The sequence below is a fragment of the Thioclava atlantica genome, assembly GCF_000737065.1.
Lineage (GTDB): Bacteria > Pseudomonadota > Alphaproteobacteria > Rhodobacterales > Rhodobacteraceae > Thioclava > Thioclava atlantica.
This window is the reverse complement of the sequence record NZ_AQRC01000014.1, coordinates 70171-88818: the sequence shown is the minus strand read 5'-3', so window position 1 is coordinate 88818 and position 18648 is coordinate 70171. Positions and strand designations below refer to the sequence as shown.

15 protein-coding genes are annotated in these 18648 nt (G+C 66.3%); 3 read left to right on the top strand and 12 right to left on the bottom strand.

The window, feature by feature from the left end; genetic code table 11:
• Positions 1-50: 50 nt before the first annotated feature.
• From DW2_RS15635 to glpD, 5 genes are all read right to left on the bottom strand, one after another.
• Complete coding sequence (locus DW2_RS15635) at positions 51-530, bottom strand: ureidoglycolate lyase (protein ID WP_038148009.1); 480 nt, start codon at positions 528-530, stop codon at positions 51-53.
• Positions 531-606: 76 nt separating this feature from the next.
• Positions 607-1440 carry a bifunctional allantoicase/(S)-ureidoglycine aminohydrolase gene (locus DW2_RS15630; RefSeq protein ID WP_038148008.1) on the bottom strand — a complete coding sequence of 278 codons (834 nt, stop codon included), beginning with the start codon at positions 1438-1440 and terminating at the stop codon, positions 607-609.
• Positions 1440-2855: an allantoinase PuuE gene (puuE, locus tag DW2_RS15625; RefSeq protein ID WP_038148007.1), complete on the bottom strand. Its 1416-nt coding sequence runs from the start codon at positions 2853-2855 to the stop codon at positions 1440-1442. Before puuE ends, DW2_RS15630 begins: the two co-directional genes overlap by 1 nt.
• Positions 2856-2940: 85 nt before the next feature.
• Positions 2941-4428, bottom strand: coding sequence for a glycerol kinase GlpK (glpK, locus tag DW2_RS15620; RefSeq protein WP_038148006.1), 1488 nt, complete (start codon positions 4426-4428; stop codon positions 2941-2943).
• Between the two features lie 20 nt (positions 4429-4448).
• Entirely contained in the window at positions 4449-6017 is a 1569-nt protein-coding gene (glpD, locus tag DW2_RS15615) for a glycerol-3-phosphate dehydrogenase (protein WP_038148005.1), read from the bottom strand.
• A gap of 284 nt (positions 6018-6301) precedes the next feature.
• Here glpD and DW2_RS15610 point away from each other — a divergent pair, with 284 nt between their 5' ends.
• On the top strand, positions 6302-7264 hold the full coding sequence (locus DW2_RS15610; RefSeq protein WP_051856234.1) for an aldose epimerase family protein: 963 nt from the start codon (positions 6302-6304) through the stop codon (positions 7262-7264).
• Positions 7265-7339: 75 nt separating this feature from the next.
• Here DW2_RS15610 and xylA read toward each other — a convergent pair whose 3' ends face one another.
• The 5 genes from xylA to DW2_RS15585 all read right to left on the bottom strand — a co-directional run bounded on the left by xylA (position 7340) and on the right by DW2_RS15585 (position 13306).
• Positions 7340-8641, bottom strand: coding sequence for a xylose isomerase (gene xylA, locus DW2_RS15605; RefSeq protein ID WP_038148004.1), 1302 nt, complete (start codon positions 8639-8641; stop codon positions 7340-7342).
• Entirely contained in the window at positions 8638-10074 is a 1437-nt protein-coding gene (xylB, locus tag DW2_RS15600) for a xylulokinase (protein WP_038148003.1), read from the bottom strand. The genes xylA and xylB overlap by 4 nt, the downstream gene beginning before the upstream one ends.
• Positions 10074-10865 carry an ATP-binding cassette domain-containing protein gene (locus tag DW2_RS15595; protein WP_238321346.1) on the bottom strand — a complete coding sequence of 264 codons (792 nt, stop codon included), beginning with the start codon at positions 10863-10865 and terminating at the stop codon, positions 10074-10076. Before DW2_RS15595 ends, xylB begins: the two co-directional genes overlap by 1 nt.
• Complete coding sequence (locus DW2_RS15590) at positions 10862-12187, bottom strand: sugar ABC transporter permease (protein WP_038148002.1); 1326 nt, start codon at positions 12185-12187, stop codon at positions 10862-10864. The genes DW2_RS15595 and DW2_RS15590 overlap by 4 nt, the downstream gene beginning before the upstream one ends.
• 96 nt (positions 12188-12283) lie before the next feature.
• Entirely contained in the window at positions 12284-13306 is a 1023-nt protein-coding gene (locus DW2_RS15585) for a substrate-binding domain-containing protein (protein WP_038148001.1), read from the bottom strand.
• A gap of 210 nt (positions 13307-13516) precedes the next feature.
• On the opposite strand from DW2_RS15585, the gene DW2_RS15580 reads away from it, so the two are divergent.
• Positions 13517-14785, top strand: a complete 1269-nt coding sequence (locus DW2_RS15580; RefSeq protein ID WP_038148000.1) for an ROK family transcriptional regulator — start codon at positions 13517-13519, stop codon at positions 14783-14785.
• Positions 14782-16278, top strand: a complete 1497-nt coding sequence (locus DW2_RS15575; RefSeq protein WP_038147999.1) for a CRTAC1 family protein — start codon at positions 14782-14784, stop codon at positions 16276-16278. Before DW2_RS15580 ends, DW2_RS15575 begins: the two co-directional genes overlap by 4 nt.
• On the opposite strand, the gene DW2_RS15570 is transcribed toward DW2_RS15575, so the two are convergent.
• Together DW2_RS15570 and DW2_RS15565 are read right to left on the bottom strand one after the other, a co-directional pair.
• A complete protein-coding gene (locus tag DW2_RS15570; protein ID WP_038147998.1) occupies positions 16275-17597 on the bottom strand; it encodes a cytochrome-c peroxidase in 1323 nt (440 codons plus the stop codon). The two genes, DW2_RS15575 and DW2_RS15570, sit on opposite strands and share 4 nt — an antisense overlap.
• A gap of 83 nt (positions 17598-17680) precedes the next feature.
• Positions 17681-18595 carry a LysR substrate-binding domain-containing protein gene (locus DW2_RS15565; RefSeq protein WP_038147997.1) on the bottom strand — a complete coding sequence of 305 codons (915 nt, stop codon included), beginning with the start codon at positions 18593-18595 and terminating at the stop codon, positions 17681-17683.
• Positions 18596-18648: the final 53 nt, after the last annotated feature.

The following is an 18648-nucleotide window of genomic DNA, read 5'->3' as shown; positions in this document are numbered from 1 at the left end:
CAAGTTCCCCGGGAGTGTCCATGCCCCCTCGCTTGTCCGCGGGCACGGGGTCAGGCGAGGACGGAGAAGGGCGCGGCGAGCGGGTATTCCTCGAGATTCGCACCGGGCCCGATCCGGTCGATCACCGCGAAGAGCCCGGGCTCCGCGAGCGGGGTGAGAACCCCGTGCCAGGTGCCGCGAAGGAGATTGATCCCCTGCGCGCCGTTGGTGAGAAAAGCGCGCGGCGCACCGGGGCGGCCGCCCTCATCGGGCGCGACGATCACGAGGAAAGGCTCGGCGCTCATCGGGATGAAGGCCTGGCTGCCCTCGGGATGCCGCTCGAGCAGGTCGCAGCTGCAGGGGAGCGCGCGCGGCGCGGCCTTGAAGATCGAGATCCCTGCCCGGCCATCCGCGAAATCGAGCCGGGCGCGGTCGTGGAAGCGCCCGCAGAGTCCCTGATTGATGATCTTGTCCGGCGCGCCCGAAGCGTCGAGCACATCGCCGAAAGGGGCGAAGTCTTCGGGCGTGAGCGGTTTGGCCTTGATCTGCATCGGTGCGGCTCCGGTGGCGGGCGGGGGCAAGGGGGCGCGGCCCCCTCGGGATATTTCGGTCAAGAGGAAGACAGGGTCAGCCGGTGAACGGCGCGCCGAGCTTCGGGTGGCGGTTCACATCCTTGTAGAGCAGGTAGCGGAACGGGCGGCGCCCGGCGGCATAGCAGGCCTGCGGGCAGAACGCGCGCAGCCACATGAAATCCCCTTCCTCGACCTCGACCCAGTCCTGGTTGAGAAGGTAGACCCCTCTGCCCTGCAGCACGTAGATCCCGTGCTCCATCACATGGGTTTCCGCGAAGGGGATGGTGCCGCCCGGCATGAAGGTCACGATATTCACATGCATGTCGTGGCGCAGGTCGGCCGGATCGACGAAGCGCGAGGTCGACCAGTAGCCCGAGGTGTCGGGCATTTCCTGCGGCGGCTTTTCGCGATCGGTGGTCACGAAGCTTTCGGGCGCATCGATGCCGGGGGCGCGTTCGTAGCGCTTGCGGACCCAGACGAAGGTGGCAGGGGTGTCGAGATCGTTGGCCAGCGACCATTGCGCCCCGGGGGCCATGAAGGCATAGCCGCCCGGCTCGAGCTCATGGCCCAGCCCGTCGGTCACCAGCCGCAGATGGCCCGCCAGCACGAAGAGCACGCTCTCGCCCTGCGGGTCGGGTTCGGGATGATCGGAGCCGCCGCCCGGGGCCACCTCGACGATGAGCTGGGCGAAGGTCTCGGCGAAGCCGGAGAGAGGCCGCGCCAGCACCCAGGCGCGGGTTTTCTCCCAGCCCGGCAGGAGCGAGATCGTGATGTCGGAAAGCACCCCGCGCGGGATCACCGCATAGGCGGTGTTGAACTGCGCGCGCTCGCGGGCACGCTGGTTCTGGTCGGGCAGGCCCCCGGTGGGGGTGTAATAGGTGTATTCCATCAAAGATCCATGGCGTTGAGACGATGCCACGCGATCCGCTCGACCTGCGTGCAGGCTTCGGCGAATTCCCAGTCGCGATCCTGGTCGAGACGGCGGCGGAAGGCGTGGAGAATGGACGCTTTCGTATTGTCCTTCACCGCGATGATGAAGGGAAAGCCGAATTTTGCGGTGTAGCGTGTATTGAGATCCTCGAAAGCCGCGCGTTCGTCATCGGTGAGAGCGTCGAGGCCTGCGCTGGCCTGTTCGGCGGTGCTGTCGGCGGTGAGGCGCTTCGCCTGCGCGAGTTTTCCGGCCAGATCGGGATGGGCCGCGAGCACGGCGAGGCGTTCGGCGTCAGAGGCGGTGCGGAAGATGCGGGCGAGCGCGGAGGCCATGCCCTCGGTGCAGTCATGCGCGGGGCCGAGCTCGAGATCGAAGGCGCGCTCGGCGATCCAGGGAGAGTGTTCGTAGATCCCGCCGAAGGTCTCGACGAAGCGGGCGCGACTCATCCGGCTCGGGCGTTCGCGGCGCTTGTGCGGATGGGTGGCGGCCCAATGCGCCGCGATCGCGCCGCGCGTCGCGAACCACACGCCCTCGCGGGTCCGCGCATAATCGAGAAAGCGCTTGAGCCCCGCGACCTTGCCGGGCCGACCGATCAGGCGGTTATGGAGACCGACCGAGAACATCTTCGGCGCGCCCGCCAGCCCCTCGGAATAGAGCGTGTCGAACGTGTCCTTGAGATAGATGAAGAACTGCTCGCCCTCGATCCAGCCGGGGCTAGTCGCGAAGCGCATGTCGTTGGCCTCGAGCGTGTAGGGGATCACCAGCTGGTCGCGATCCCCGGCTTCCAGCCAATAGGGCAGGTCGTCATCATAGGTATCCGAGATCCAGTCGAACCCGCCCTCCTGGGCCGTCAGCCGCACCGTATTGGCCGAACAGCGCCCGGTATACCAGCCGCGCGGGCGCTCGCCGACGACCTCGGTATGCAGGCGGATCGCCTCGGCGATCTGGGCGCGTTCCTCCGCCTCGGGCATGTCCTTGTGCTCGACCCATTTGAGCCCGTGCGAGGCGATCTCCCAGCCTGCCGCCCTCATCGCCGCGAGTTGTTCGGGCGCGCGGGCGAGCGCGGTCGCGACGCCATAGACCGTGAGCGGGATGCCAAGGCCGGTGAAGAGACGATGCAGCCGCCAGAACCCGGCGCGCGCGCCGTATTCGTAGATCGATTCCATGTTCCAGTGGCGCTGACCGGGCCATTGCGCGGCACCCGGAATATCCGACAGGAAGGCCTCGGAGGCGGCATCCCCGTGCAGGATGTTGTTCTCCCCGCCCTCCTCGAAATTCAGCACCATCGAGATCGCGATGCGCGCGCCGCCCGGCCATTGCGGATCGGGGGGCGTGGGGCCGTAGCCGCGCAGATCGCGGGGGTATCGGGTCATCCAAGAGGCTCCGTTATCGCTGCCGGACCGGGCCAGAAGAAAGCAAAATGCAAGGAAGGGAAAGCCCTTCCCGGGGCACGCGCGCTCAGACCGCCGCGATCGTGGCTTTCACGGCCTTTTTCCATGCCTCGTAGCGCGCTTCGCGGGCATCCTCGTCCATTTTCGGAGCGAAGTTGCGATCGAGCGCCCAGGCCTTCGCGAAGTCCGCCGGTTCGGGATAGATCCCCGCCTTGTAGCCTGCGAGCCAGGCCGCGCCGAGCGCCGTCGTCTCCAGCACCTCGGGCCGGTCGACGGGCGCACCGAGGATATCGGCGAGGAACTGCATCGCCCAGTCGGAGGCGGTCATGCCGCCATCCACGCGCAGGGTGGGCCGGGCCTCGTCGGACCAGTCTGCCTTCATCGCCTCCAGAAGATCGCGGGTCTGGAAGCCCACCGATTCCAGCGCGGCGCGGGCGAATTCGGCGGGGCCGGAGTTGCGGGTCAGGCCGAAGACCGCGCCACGGCAATCGGGGTTCCAATAGGGCGCGCCAAGGCCGGTGAAGGCGGGGACGATGATGACTTCCTGCCCGGGATCGGCCGTTTCCGCGAGGCTCTGGGTCTCGTCCGCGCTCTCGATGATCGTCAGCCCGTCGCGCAGCCATTGCACCACCGCGCCCGCGATGAAGATCGAGCCTTCGAGCGCGTAGGTCACCTGACCGTCCAGCTGATAGGCGATGGTCGTGAGCAGCCGGTTTTGCGAGCGCACCATCTGATCGCCGGTATTGAGCAGCGCGAAGCAGCCCGTTCCATAGGTCGATTTCAGCATCCCCGGTTCGAAACAGGCCTGCCCCACGGTCGCGGCCTGCTGATCGCCCGCCACGCCGAGGATCGGGATCTCCGCGCCGAAGAGATCGGCCTGCGCGGTGCCGAAATCGGCGGCGCAATCCTTGACCTCGGGCAGCATCTCCATCGGCACGCCGAGCTTCGCGGCGATGGTGGTCGACCAGCGCCCCTTGGCGATGTCGTAAAGCATCGTGCGCGCCGCGTTGGTGGCGTCGGTCACATGCGCGGTGCCGCCCGTCAGCTTCCAGATCAGCCAGCTGTCGATCGTGCCGAAGGCGAGCTTGCCCGCCTCCGCCTTCTCGCGCGCGCCCTCGACGTTTTCCAGAAGCCAGCGCAGCTTGGTGGCCGAGAAATACGGATCGATCAGGAGGCCCGTGCGCGCGGTCACGGTCTCTTCGAACCCGTCTTCGCGCAGGTCCCGGCAATATCCGGCGGTGCGGCGGTCCTGCCAGACGATCGCCTTGTGGATCGGCTTGCCGCTCTCGCGGTCCCAGACCAGCGTCGTCTCGCGTTGATTGGTGATGCCGATCCCGACGATCTCGGAGGACTCGATCCCCGCCTTGGCGATCGCCGCGCGCGCAGTCGCGAACACGCTCTCCCAGATCTCCTCGGCGTCATGCTCGACCCAGCCCGAGCGCGGGAAATGCTGGGTGAATTCCTGCTGCGCGCTCGCCACCGGTTGCAGATCCGCATCGAACAGGATCGCGCGCGAGGACGTGGTGCCCTGATCGATTGCCAGAATAAAACCCATGCTCTCCTCCCCGGTCGGTTTCAGCCCGCGTGCTCCTCCAGCCACGCGGCGACAGACTGAACCTGTTCCGGGGTGAGCCGCAAGCCCAGCTTGGTGCGTCGCCAGATCACGTCATCGACGCCGCGGGCCCATTCCTTTTCGACGAGCCAGCGCAGTTCCGCCTCGCTCAGTGTCGCGCCGAAATCCTGTCCCAGATCCCCAACGGATCTCGCGTCGGCAAGAATCTCCCAGGCTTCCGTCCCGTAGTGGCGGATCATCCGTTCGGCCCATTTCGCGCTCAGGAAAGGATATTCCCGGCCGAGCTGGGCGATCTTGGCCTGCACCTGCTCGACGGGGAAATCGCCCCCGGGAAGGTGCGCCTCCTTCGTCCATGGCCCCGCCATTCCGGGCAGATGCGGGCGCAGCTTGTCGAGCGCGTCTTCCGCGAGCCGCCGATAGGTGGTGATCTTGCCCCCGAAGACATGGAGGGCGGCAGGCTGCCCCTTGGGCGCGTCGAGCGACAGCACATATTCGCGCGTCGCTGCGGTGGCCGATTTCGCCCCGTCCTCATAGAGCGGACGCACGCCGGAATAGGTCCAGACGACATCCTCCGCCGTGACCGGGCGCTTGAAATATTGCGAGGCGAAAGCGCAGAGATAGTCACGCTCCTCGTCCGAACAGCGCGCCTCGAGCGGGGAGGCCTCATGCGTGGCCTCGGTCGTACCGATCAGGGTGAAATCCTGCTCGTAGGGAATGGCGAAGATGATCCGCCCGTCAGCCCCCTGGAAGAAGTAGCACTTGTCGTGATCGTAGAGCTTGCGGGTCACGATATGCGAACCCCGCACGAGCCGGACATGCTCGCGGCTGTCGCTGCCCATCGTGCCCTTGAGAACCTGCTCGACCCAGGGGCCGCCGGCATTCACCACCGCGCGGGCGAGATGCTCCTCGCGCCCCTCGGGGCCTTCGGTGACGATCCGCCAATACCCGCCGTCGCGCCGCGCCTCGATCACCTTGGTGCGCACCCGGATATCGGCACCGCGCGCTTCGGCATCGCGCGCATTCAGGACGACGAGCCGCGCGTCCTGCACCCATCCGTCGGAATATTCGAAGGCGTGGAGGAACTCGTCCTTGAGAGGTACGCCCTCGGGACTGCCGCGCAGATCGAGCCGCTTCGTACCCGGGAGGAGCGTCTGGCCCCCAAGATGATCATAGAGGAAAAGCCCCGAGCGGATCATCCAGGACGGACGGCGCCCCTTCATCCAGGGCATCACCGTGCCGAGGAGCTTCGAGACGGGCGTGTCGCTCTCGAAACGCATCTCGGCGCTGTAGGGGAGCACGAAACGCATCGGCCAGGAGATATGCGGCATCGCGCGGATCAGCACCTCGCGTTCACGCAGCGCCTCGCGCACGAGATGGATCTCGAGATATTCGAGATAGCGCAGACCGCCGTGAAACAGCTTGGTCGACGCCGACGAGGTCGCCTGCGCGAGATCTCCCATCTCGGCGAGCCGCACCCGCAAGCCGCGCCCGGCCGCATCACGCGCAATGCCGCATCCGTTCACACCGCCGCCGATCACGAAGAGGTCCACCGGCTCCGTCGTCGTAGTCATGATTATCTCCTGAGTGAGCGGCGCCCCTGTCGAGATGGCCCCGCTCGGATGTTCGATTTATGATTTATAGAACAAATTCGCTCAATTTCGAGCGCTTTTCTACGCGCTAAATGTTCGCACCGAAAGATCTTCTTCGAGAAAAGGAACATTTCAAATGAAGCGGCGTTTCAAACGAAGAAGATCAACCGGCCACGTTTTTGCCACAAAAAGATGCATGCAACTGTGTCGGGGACATGTCATGCTTTCCATGCATGCGGCCAATCTTTTTGAGGGGGTTCAGAAACGTGACGGGAGATGGCGATAAGAGCCTGATCATTGGCCTGCCGTCAGGCATCCGCGCCGAGATCCTGCCTTTTGGCGCCTCGCTGCGCGGCATTTTCGTGCCCGGCCGCGACGGAACTGTTCACAATATTCTGATCTCTCCTGCCAAACCGGAGGACCATCGCCGGCACCGGAATTATCGCGGCGCGACGGTCGGCCGATTCGCGAATCGGATCGGTGGCGCGCGTTTCGAGCTAGACGGGGAAAGCTTCGATCTGAGCGCCAACGAACCGCCGAACCTCCTTCATGGCGGCGTCGACGGTTTCGACCGGCGCGACTGGAACGTGGCGTCGCACTGGATGAACGCGGCGACGCTCAAACTCGAGAGCCCGGACGGGGACCAGGGCTTTCCCGGCACGATGTCTGTGCTTGCCGAATTCGCGCTCGAGCCTCCGGCGACGCTGGTGATCACCTACCGCGCGACGGTGACCCGACCTTGTCCCGTCTCGATCACCTCGCATGGCTATTTCAACCTCGCGGGCGGTGGCTCGGTCGCGGACCACATGCTGCAGATCCCGGCCGAGCAGTATCTGCCGGTCGATGAGGCGCTGATCCCGGAGGGGCCGCCACGCGCGGTCGCGGGCACGCATTTCGATTTCCGCAGCCCGCGGCCGGTCCTGCGCCCGGGGGAGCCGGGTTTCGACCATTGCTTCTGCCTCGCACCGAGCACCGAGGTCCGCCGGGTGGCCACCCTCTACGATCCGGGCTCTGGCCGCGAAATGCGGGTCGAGAGCAACCAGCCGGGCCTGCAGGTCTTCGCGCCGCTTCAGCCCAATCCGGAAATCCCCGATCATAACGCCATCTGCCTCGAACCCGAGGCATGGCCCGACGCACCGAACCGGCCCGACTTCCCGTCGGCGATCCTGCGCCCGGGTGAGACCTACGAACACAAGATGCGACTGGTCTTCTCGACGCGCGACAACTGAGGGATCGCCCCGCCGACCAAGAAAAAGCCGCCGCTTCGGTTCGAAGCGGCGCCTTTCGTTTCAAATCCCGTTCCGTCAGACGAAGCGGTTCCAGAGGTTCTCGAGGCGCTCCTGCCGCCCCGAACGCGGCTCCGGATTGATCCCTTCGGAGCGCACGCGCTCCTCGATCGCAGCGAGATCCGAGCTCAGCATGGCGCTGTTCTCCGGCTGATCCCAACCGGCGTAACGCGCCTTGCGCGCCGCCTCCAGCGAGCCGTCCTCGAGCAGGGCCGAGGCCGCCTTGAGCGCCCGGGCGCAGACATCCATCGCGCCGACATGGGCGAGGATCAGGTCTTCCGCGTCGAGCGACTGGCGGCGCAGCTTGGCGTCGAAATTGGTCCCGCCGGTGGTAAAGCCGCCTGCCTTGAGGATCTCGTAATAGGCACGCGCCATCTCGGGGACGTTGTCAGGGAACTGGTCGGTATCCCAGCCGGACTGGTAGTCGTTGCGGTTCATGTCGATCGAGCCGAAGATCCCGAGCGACGTCGCCAGCGCGATCTCGTGTTCGAAGCTGTGACCGGCAAGGATCGCGTGGCCCTGCTCGATATTCACCTTCACCTCGTTTTCCAGACCGAAGCGCTTGAGGAAGCCGTAGACCGTCGCGACGTCGAAGTCGTACTGGTGCTTCGAGGGCTCCTGCGGTTTCGGTTCGATCAGGATCGTGCCCTTGAAGCCGATCTTGTGCTTGTAATCGACGACCATCGACAGGAATGCGCCCGCCTGCTCGGCCTCGCGGGTGAGATCGGTGTTCAGGAGCGTCTCATAGCCTTCGCGGCCGCCCCAGAGCACGTAGTTCTCGCCGCCCAGCTTGTGGGTTGCGTCCATGCAGGTCTTCACGGTCGCGGCCGACCAGGCGAAGACTTCGGGATCGGGATTGGTCGCGGCGCCCGACATGAAGCGGCGATGCGAGAACAGGTTCGCCGTGCCCCAGAGGAGCTTGGTCTGCGAACTTTCCATCTTCTGCGCGAAGTAGTCGACGATCGCTTCGAGGTTGCGGGTATTCTCGGCGAAATCCGCGCCTTCGGGGCGCACATCCGCATCGTGGAAACAGAAATAGGGCGCGCCGAGGATGTCGAACATCTCGAAGGCGACATCGGCCTTCATCTTCGCCAGATCGAGCGTGTCGCCGAACCACGGGCGATCGAAGGTCTGCCCGCCGAACGGGTCGCCGCCGGGCCAGGCGAAGCTGTGCCAATAGGCGACGGCGAAACGCAGGTGGTCTTCCATCCGCTTGCCCGCGACGACCTCGTCGGGGTTGTAATGGCGGAAGGCGAAGTCGTTGCTGCTGTCGGGGCCTTCGTATTTGATCTGCGGAATGCCCTTGAAGAAGTCGGTCATGTCAGTCCCTTGATGGCTGCGGCCGCGGCGCGGTAGCGCGCGTGGCCTTCGTCGAATGCATCGGAAAGCGCCGCGACCGGGTCGATCACGGCGGAGATTTCGGGCTGTGTGGCGATCTCGGCGCCTGCGCCGGTTGCCGCCATCATGCCCAGTCGCGCGGCGCCGAACGCGCCGCCGAAATCGCCCGAAACGGGCAGCGAGACGGGCGTGCCAAGCGCCGTCGCGATCGCCTCGCACCAATAGCGCGAACGCGATCCGCCCCCCACCGCCAGCAGGCTTTCGATCCGGGTGCCGGTCGCGGCCAGCGCATCGCGGCAATCGCGGATGGCGAAACTCACCCCTTCGAGCACCGCGCGCGTCGCCGCCGCGCGATCGGTCGCGTGTTCCAGGCCGATGAACGCGCCCCGGATCGCGGCGTCGTTATGCGGTGTGCGCTCGCCGCCCAGATAGGGCAGGAAGCGCGCCTTGCCGGGCGCCTGCAGACCGCCCATTCCGGACGTCAGATCGGCGGGTTCGGCCTCGAGCAGCCGCGCATACCAGTTGAGCGCGTCCGTCGCGGCTAGGATCACCCCCATCTGGTGCCAGGTGCCGGGAAGCGCGTGGCAGAAGGTATGAACGGCGGTCGCCGGGTCGGGCTGATAGCCGTCATTCGCCGCGAAAAGCACGCCGGAGGTGCCGAGGCTCACGAAGGCCTGCCCGGCCTTCACCACGCCCACGCCGATCCCCGACGCGGCATTGTCGCCGCCGCCGCCGGCCACGACGACCCCGCGCGGGATGCCGAAGCGCTCGGCCAGGTCGGGACGCAACTCGCCCGAGACTTCCGAGCCCTCGACAAGGCGCGGCATCTGGGCGCGGGTCATCCCCGATGCGTCCAGAAGCTCGTCCGACCAGTCGCGCGCGCCGGTATCGAACCAGCTCGTGCCCGCGGCATCCGACATCTCGGCCACTTGCTCGCCGGTCAGCCAGAAGCGCAGGTAATCCTTCGGAAGAAGAACCTTCGCCAGTTTCGAGAAAACCTCGGGCTCGTGCCGCGCCACCCAGACCAGCTTCGGCGCGGTGAACCCGGGGAAGACGATATTGCCGCTGATCTGGCGAAAGCGCGGATCGGCATCGAGGTCGGCGGCTTCGGCATGGGCGCGGGTATCGTTCCACAGGATGCAGGGCCGCAGCACATCGCCCGAGGCGTCGAGCAGCGTCGCGCCATGCATCTGCCCCGACAGGCCGATCCCGCGCAGCTTCGAAAGGCCATGCTTCGACAGCTCGCCGAGCACCGCCTCCGCCGCCTGCAACCACGCGGCAGGGGCCTGCTCGGACCAGCCTTCATGGGGGCGCGACACGCTCAGCGGCGCGGTGGCCTCGGCCAGCACCCGCTGGTCGTCGTCGATCAGGATACCCTTGAGCCCCGAAGTGCCCAGATCAAGTCCTAGATACATCATTCCCCCGGTCGTTTGCCGAGGATGATCATGCCAAGGATATCCTCGTCGGTCACATCATCGACATTCACGGTTCCGACAAGCTGGCCGTTCTTCATCACGCTGGCGCGGTCGCACAGGCGCATGACGTTGTGGATGTCATGCTCGATCAGGAAGATCCCGAGGCCCTGCGCCTTCAGCTCCTCGATCAGCTCGGCCACCATCTGGGTCTCGTGCGGGCCGAGCGCTGCGGTGGGCTCGTCCATGATCAGGATGCGGGCGTTGAAATAGACCGCGCGCGCGATCGCCACCGATTGCCGCTGGCCGCCCGAAAGCGCCATCACCGGATCCTTGAACTTGCGGAAGTTCGGATTGAGACGGCCCATGATCTTGCGGGTCTCGGCCTCCATGCGTGCATCGTCGACGAAGCCGCCCGGCCCCGTGATCTCGCGCCCGAGGAAGAGGTTCGAGGCCGCGTCGAGATTGTCCGCCAGCGCGAGCGTCTGGTAGATCGTCTCGATATTGTAGTCGCGCGCGTCGCGCGGATTGCGGATCTCGGCTTTCTCGCCGTTGATGAAGATCTCCCCGGCATCCATCTGATAGGCGCCCGAGAGGCATTTGATGAGGGTGGATTTGCCCGCGCCGTTATGGCCCAGAAGCCCCACCACCTCGCCCGGATAGAGGTCGAGCGACACATGGTCGACCGCCTTGATGCCGCCGAAGGCTATGGAGATGTCGCGCAGCTCGACAAGCGGGGTGCCGGTGCGATCCACGGGTGCGGATTTCGTCATGGTCATGCTGGTCTCGCTCATTTCAGGTTCCGCCGATAGATCGTGTCGATGAAGACCGCGAACACGAGGACCGAGCCGACGACGATCTGCTGCATCGCACTGTCGAAGCCGATCAGAACCATGCCCGTCTGCAGCGACTGCATCACGAAGGCGCCGAGGATCGCCCCGTAGATCGTGCCGACACCGCCGGCCAGCGACGTGCCCCCGATCACCGCCGCCGCGATGACGTAAAGCTCGTCGAGCGTGCCCAGCGAGTTCGTGGCCGAACCGAGGCGCGCCGAGGCGACCACCGAGGACAGCCCCGTCAGAAGCCCCATCAGCGCGAAGATCTTGACCGTCATCAGCCGGGTGTTGATGCCCGCGAGTTCCGCCGCGTCCGGGTTGCCACCGATCGCGAGGACGTAGCGGCCGAAGCGGGTGCGGTTGAGAAGGACGGTCATCGCGATCCCGACAGCGACGAGGATCAGGACCGGAATGGCGAAGCCGTGCGAGATGAAGAGACCGCCATCGGGGACCTCGATATTGTTGGCCTTGGCGTATTGCCGCACGATGCCCTTCGGCCAGGGATAGGCGTTCACCACGAGAACCGCGCCGATGATCAGCACGCACCCGATCGTGCCCAGAACGCCCTCGGCCCAGAGCGGGCGCAGCGGGAATTCGTAGGAACGGCGGCGCTTGCGGCCGTTCCACAGGAGCCAGAGGACGCCCGCGCAGCCCAGCAGGCCGACGATCCAGCTGCCGGTCTCGCCGATCGCCCCGTAGGGCCCGCCACCGAGCAGCTTGAAGGTTTCGTCGAGCGGCGCGATCGTCTCGCCGCGGGTGATCAGATAGGCCACGCCGCGCCAGACCAGCAGGCCGCCCAGCGTCACGATGAAGGCCGGGACCTTGCCATAGGCGATGATGAAGCCGTGGAAGGCGCCGATCATCGTGCCGACCGCCATGCCGATGATCGCCGCGATGATCCAGATCGCCGGGTTGCCGAAGCCGATCAGGCCGGGCAGAACCTGCACCTGCACCACGCCCATCACGACCGCGCAGACCCCCAGCATCGAGCCGACCGAGAGATCGATATGGCGGGTGATGATCACCAGCACCATGCCCGTCGCCATGATCCCGATCGAGGCGGTCTGCACCGAGAGGTTCCACAGGTTGCGCGGTGTCAGGAAGGCGCCGAAGCCCTTGAAGGTCGCGCCGTAAAGGTGAAAGCCGATCCAGATCAGCGCGAGCGCGCCGATCATGCCAAGCAGTCTCGTGTCGATTTCCGTCGCGCGCAGGAAGCGCCCGATCGCGGAGGTGTGCGGCGACGCGCCGTCTTGCCGCGTGGCGGAGCTGGTCTGGGTCATGATGAGGTCCGAAGAATTGATCCGGGCGCCTTCAGGCGCCGCATGTCAGGAGCGGGTCCGGCGCGCGCTCGGCGCCGGCCCCTGTGAGCTTCAGGCTTACTGGCAGGCCGCGACGTCGGCCATCGCGCCTTCGCAGGCCTGATCTTTCGAGATGTGGCCCGCGTCGATCACCAGGTTCAGGTTGTCCTTCGTGATCGGCGTCGGTGCGAGGAAGATCGCGTTCATCTCGACGCCCTTCTCGCCACCCGACCATTTCTCGGCGCCCGGCACCTGATCCATCGCGGTGCCGTCGGCCATGGCGATCGCGATATCCGCCGCCGCCTTGCCGAGCTCGCGCGAGTCCTTCCAGACCGACACGGTCTGGGTGCCGCGCGCGACGCGGTTCAGCGCGGCGAGGTCGCCGTCCTGACCACCGACCGGGACGTTCAGGCCCTGCGCCTGAAGCGCCGCGATCGCACCGCCCGCCATGCCGTCATTCTCCGAGAGAACCGCATCGACGTTGTTGTTGTTCGCGGTGAGGATCTGCTCCATGTTCTTCTGCGCGTTATCGGGCTTCCAGCCATCGGTGAAGCTCTCGCCGACGATCTTGATCTTGCCCGAGTCGATCGAAGGCTGAAGCACTTCCATCATGCCCGACAGGAGGAATGCGGCGTTCGGATCACCCTTGTCGCCCTTGATGATCGCGAAATTGCCCTCGGGCTGAACCTTCGAGACTTCCTGCGCGATGATCGAACCCACGCCCTTGTTGTCGAAGGTCAGGTAGAAGGCGCGCGGATCCTCGATCAGCCGGTCATAGCCGACAACCGGGATGCCTTCGGCGGCGGCCTTGTCGAGGGCCGGGCCGATCGCGTCCTTGTCGACCGACAGGATGATGAGGGCATCGGCGCCCTGGGCGATCAGCGCCTCGATATCGGTAAGCTGCTTGGCCGCCGAGTTCTGGGCGTCGGCCGAAATATACTTGTTGCCGGTCGCCGCGAGCTCCGCCTTGATCGCCCCCTCGTCGGTCTTCCAGCGCTCCTCCTGGAAGTTCGACCAGGACACGCCCACGGTCATCTCGGCGAAGGCCGAGGTCGAGAGCCCCACCGTCAGCGCAACGGCGGCGAGAATCGATTTATGCATGTTTTCCTCCCTAGATGGCCCAAAGGCCTCCCGATGGACTCACCGGGACGTGAGGAGATTGGCGCGATTAAATTTAGTTGTCAAAATAAAATTTACGAAGAACACTGCTGACGGGGCGTCTGACCGCTTAATTTCGCCGCAATGCGGCATTTTTTGAGGCTCGAGGCACCGTCTCGCCGAGGAATAACTTAACCCACCGAAGGAAATGTAATGATCACGCAGCGCAGCCCGAACGAGCCTCCGACCGGCTGCGGCCCCCTCATCCAGCCGCTCGCGATTCCCCCGCGCCCGCTGCGCCAGCAGGTCTTCGAGCGCGTCCGCGCGGTGGGCGAGATCGCACGCGTTCAGCTCGCCAAGGATCTGGGGATCAGCCCGGCCTCGGTCACGACCATCACCTCCGAGCTGATCGAGACCGGCCTTCTCGAAGCGGCCGCCGCGCCGCGCGACCCCGATGGAGCGCGCGGCCGGCCGGCGGTCTCGCTGCGGGTCCGCCCCGGCACCCATCACGTCGTGGGAGTGAAGCTTTCGGATCGCGAGCATACCGGCGTCGTCGTGGATTTCGCGGGCAATGTCGTGGCCTCCGCCGCGATCGAGCGCAGCCCCGGCGCGCTCGATACAGAAACGGTCGTCGAGGCCGCGGCCCACCTGCTCGCGACGCTGTGCGACCGTGCGGGTCTCGCGCCGAGCGACCTGCGCGCGGTGGGGCTGGGCGTTCCCGGTTTCGTCGATGGCCCGAGCGGTATCGTGCACTGGTCCCCGATCCTCGACACCCGGCAGGTCGCGCTGCGCGACGCGATCGAGGCGCGGATCGGCATCCCGACCCATATCGACAATGACGCCAACCTGGTGACCCTTGCCGAGCTTTGGTTCGGAGTCGGCCGCGAATTGTCGGATTTCGCCGTCGTTACGATCGAGCATGGCGTGGGGATGGGCTATGTCATCAATCACCGGCTCTATCGCGGCGCGCGCGGCATGGGGATGGAGCTCGGCCACACCAAGGTCCAGCTCGACGGGGCGTTGTGCCGGTGCGGTCAGCGGGGCTGCCTCGAAGCCTATCTCGCGGATTATGCGCTGGTGCGCGAGGCGCGCACGGCGCTCAACATCTCGGTGCTCGAGACGCGCTCGGTGGGCGTGATGCTCGAAAGCCTCTTCGATCATGCGAAGGCCGGGAACGGGGCGGCGCGCTCGATCTTCCGTCGGGCGGGGCGCTATCTCGCGCTCGGATTGTCGAATGTCGTCAATCTCTTCGATCCGCAGCTCCTGATCCTCTCGGGTGAGCGGATGCGCTATGACTACCTTTACGCCCGCGAGACGCTCTCGGAAATGTCCGAGATGATGCTGGACACCGGGCGCGCGCCGCCGCGCGTCGAGATCCATGCCTGGGGCGACCTGCTCTGGGCTCACGGGGCCGCAGCGCTCGCGCTGCACGAGGTGACCGAACAGATGCTTGGCCAGACACGGGAGATCGCCGCGCAATGAGATGCCTTCTCGCCCTTCTGCTCTTCGCATCGCCCGCCCTCGCCGATCCCGCTTTCGAGAACGATGCGGACGGCCTGCCCTTCGCTCATCTCTATTCCGGCGGCTGGGAGCATTTCGTGGGCGGCGGCGTGGCCGTCTTCGACTGCAATGGCGACGCGAAGCCCGATCTCTTCGCGGCCGGCGGCAGCGCCCCGGCGACCCTCTTCGTCAACCGCTCCGAACCGGGCGGCAAGCTGCATTTCAAGGACGGACACGCGCCGGAACTGCTGGAGACGACCGGTGCCTATCCGCTCGATATCGACGGCGACGGTCAGATGGATCTCGCAGTAATGCGCGTCGGGGCGAACAAGATCCTGCGCGGGCTCGGCGATTGCCGCTTCGAGGACGTGACCGAGGCCTGGGGGCTGCCCACGGGCGACGCCTGGACCACCGCGTTCTCGGCCACATGGGAAAAGGGCCAGACCCGCCCCACGCTGTTCTTCGGCAATTACGTCGACCGCAAGGACCCGGACGGACCATTCGAGGCCTGCGATCGCTCGCAGCTGATCCGACCCGAGGGCGACCGGTACGGGCGCGTGGAAGAGATCGACCCCGGCTATTGCACCCTCTCGGCGCTGATCTCGGACTGGCAGCGCAACGGCCATCCCGAGCTGCGCCTCTCGAACGACCGGCATTATTACGTGCGCGGCGGTTACGAGCAGATGTTCGAACTCTCGCCGCTGCGCGAGCGGGCGAATTGGCGCCACGTCTCGCTCTGGGGCATGGGCATCGCCAGCCGCGACATCACCGGGGACGGGCTCCCCGAGGTCATGATGACCTCGATGGGCGATCAGCTTTTGCAGTTCAATCGCGGCGACCGGTTCGAAAACGCCCCCTTCTCGATCGGCACCTATTCGCAGCGCCCCTTCCTCGGCGATGACGGACGCCCCTCGACCGGCTGGCACGCGGAATTCGGGGATATCGACAATGACGGGCGCGCGGATCTCTTCATCGCGAAGGGCAATGTGGACCAGATGCCCTCGAACGCGATTCACGACCCCAACAACCTGTTGATCCAGAAACCCGACGGCACCTTCGTCGAGAAGGCGGATGTCGCGGGCATCGCGACCACTGAACGCTCCCGCGGCGCGGCGCTGGCCGACCTCAATGCGGACGGGAAGCTCGATCTGGTGGTGGTGAACCGGCGCGCGCCGATGGAGCTCTGGCGCAACGTCACGCAAGCGACCGGTCACTGGGCCGAAGTGACGCTCGGCCAGGCCCGTGCGAACCGCAACGCGGTCGGCGCCTGGGTCGAGCTGCGCACCGCGGCAGGTGTCCAGTCGCAGGAGGTGACTGTGGGCGGCGGCCATGCCGGGGGTCAGGCCGGGCCGCTCCATTTCGGGCTTGGTGCGGACACCGAGGCAGAGCTGCGCGTGATCTGGCCCGACGGGCGCACCGATAGGTGGCGCAGGATCGAACCCGACCGCTGCACCCATATCGCGCGCGCCGATTAACGGTCGATCGGCAGCCCGCTCGGAACGGTTTCGGGAATGCCCATCCGGCCGTGCAGCGCGACCGGGTCGCTCAGCGTCGCGAGAAAGGCCATCAGCGCATCGGCCTGCTCCGACGAAAGCGTGATCCCCTCACCCGCCGCAGCCGCGATCTCGGCGACCTGCGCCGGATCGTCCATCACCACCCAATCGGGTTTCGTGTCGGGCAGGTCCGGCAAGACGGCGGCGCGCACATATTCGGCCGTCGCCGCGCCGCGCGCCGCGTGATCTTTCAGGAAAGCGCGCAGGCCGGCATGCGCTCCGGCATGCCCCCACGGGCCCGTCTGCAGCACGTTGCGCAGGCTCGGGGTGCGGAAGGCGAAGCGATCCTCGGGCCGCCCGGTCACCCGCATCCGCCCCTCGTCGCGGGAATGGCTCTCGAAGCGCTCGGCCTTGCCGGGCCCGAGCTGCGGCGCGCCCATCGCATGGAACCCCTGATCGGTGAGAAAGGGCCCGGAATGGCAGGACGCGCAGCCAAGATCGCCATAGAAGAGCTGCGCACCCTCGGCCGCGAGCCCCGTCAACGGCACCTCCTGCCGGAGCGCGGCATCGAACGGGCTTTGATCGGAGCGCCATTCGAACGCCACGAAAGCCGCGATCGCATTCGAGATATCGGTGAAATGCACGGGCCGCCCGCCCGCGACCTCGGGATAGACCGCGCGAAACCGTTCGGCATAGGAAGGAATATCGGCCACACGTTTCGCGATCCGTTCCCACGCGCCATCCGGCCCGGTGATCCGTCCCGAGCGCACCGCCTTGGAGATATCGTTCTCCGAATAATGTCCCGCCATCTCGTCGGGGGCGAGAACCGGGAACATCGTCTGGGCCGAGAGCACGGAGGCGAAGCCCGTCACCATCTCGTCCTCCATCGGCGTGCGCAGGCCGGAGGGACGGCTCGGGTCGGCCTCGATCCGCCCGTCATCGAAAAGGCGCGTGAACTCCCGCGCGCCCAGATTGAAGAGCGCGGGCGAGTTGCGCGGGATACGCTGCTCGGGGATGTCGCGATCGGTGATATGCCGCGTCGGTCCGACGCCCACCGCCCCCTCGCCGAGCCCCAGGCTCATCCCGTCCGAGGTGCCGAAACGCGGATGATGACAGGTGGCACAGGAGATGTTGCGATTGCCCGAGAGGATCGGATCGTAGAAGAGATCGCGCCCCAGCTCGGCCTCGGCACGGTCGATGGGCGCGAAATCGTTATCCGTGACCGGCGCGGGCAATTCCCAGCCGAAGACCGGGGCGGCAATGAGCGCCGCTCCGAAAGCGATGACAAGACGCGACTGCATGATCCTCCCCGAAACGGTCTCTCTCCCCGGAGCGATCTTTCACCGGCGCCGGGGCATGTGCAAGAGCGAGATCCGCCGCGCTCTCACCCCTGATCGCGCCGTTGCGCCGCGACATGGAGCATCTCGACGAGCTGCGCGATCTCGGGACGCTCCTGCACCTCGCGCGTCATCGTCAGGCCGACCGCGCCCGACATGAACTGCGCCCCGAGCGGGAGGCTCACCAACACCCCCGCCGCAAGTTCGCGCGCGATCACGCCGCGCGAGATGAACCAGAGCATGTCGGAGCTCTCGAGCAATCCCAGCCCGGTCGCGAGCGAGACCGTCTCGATGGCGCAGCGCGGCTCCACGATGCCCTGCGCCCCGAGATAGTCGTCCACGATCCGGCGGATGATCGCCCCGCGCGGCGGCAGGATCAGGTCGCAATGGCGCAAGGCCTCGACCGCGGGCTGGCCGGTGAAGGGGTGGCCACTGCGCGCGGCCAGCACGACCTCTTCCTCGTAGAGATAATCGAAGCGCAGCCCCGGCATCTCGCGCGCGGCGGGCATCCGTCCGATCATCAGGTCGAGCGCACCCGAGCGCACCCGTTCGAGCAGGTAGAGGTTCGGCCCGGTGCTGATCGAGAGCCGGATGCCCGGGCGCGAGCGGGTGAAGTCGAGCGCCACGCCGGGGAAGAACGACCCCGCGACCGTAGGCAGGGCGCCGACCGTCACCACGTCCCCCGCGGCCTCGCCATTGAGCGCCATCGCGCCCGCATCGAGCTCCTGCAAGGCGAGAAGGGCGTGCCTGCGAAAGGTCTCGCCGGCCGGTGTGAGATAGGTCTTCCGCCCGCGCCGAATCAGGAGCGCGCCCCCCAGCATCGCCTCGAGCTCGGCGAGCGTCTTCGACAGCGCGGGCTGGGAAATTCCCTGCTTGCGTGCCGCAGCCGAAATCCCGCCCTCCTCGTGAACGTCGAGAAAGGCCCTGATATGCCGAAGTTTGATGCCCTTATGCATAGCCATGTGGTTATATCTCTGAATGCGTTTTGTATTTGGCTCAAGTGAAATCCTGCGGA